The organism is Falsihalocynthiibacter sp. S25ZX9, assembly GCF_041205405.1.
Classification (GTDB): Bacteria; Pseudomonadota; Alphaproteobacteria; order Rhodobacterales; family Rhodobacteraceae; genus Falsihalocynthiibacter; species Falsihalocynthiibacter arcticus.
Window position 1 is genome coordinate 1 of record NZ_JBGFCD010000129.1, and the last position, 338, is coordinate 338.

The following is a 338-nucleotide window of genomic DNA, read 5'->3' on the forward strand; positions in this document are numbered from 1 at the left end:
AGGACGGCACAGATTGCCTTGAGGCCCTCGACGCCGAGGAGAAAGGATGGGAAAATTTTAATGCCGTCGGCACCGGCGTGGATGGCGGAAAAACATTCGGTTGGGGTTAGTACGCCTGGAAAACTCTGGAGGCCCAGACGTTTGGTTTCTTTGATCACCTCAACATTTGCATTCGGTGAGACAATAAGCTTGCCACCCAGGTCTGCCACCGCGCGAACGACCTCGGTGGTCAATACGGTCCCTGCGCCAATTAACGCGCGGTCGCCATAGGTTTTGACCATTGATGCAATACTCACCAACGCATCCGGCGAGTTCATCGGTACTTCAATGCGGTCGAT

1 pseudogene is annotated in these 338 nt (G+C 54.4%); it reads right to left on the bottom strand.

Annotated elements, in window-relative coordinates:
* Positions 1 to 317, bottom strand: a pseudogene (locus tag AB9F29_RS21585) (2-dehydro-3-deoxy-6-phosphogalactonate aldolase); the annotation flags it as partial.
* Between the last annotated feature and the right edge of the window lie 21 nt (positions 318 to 338).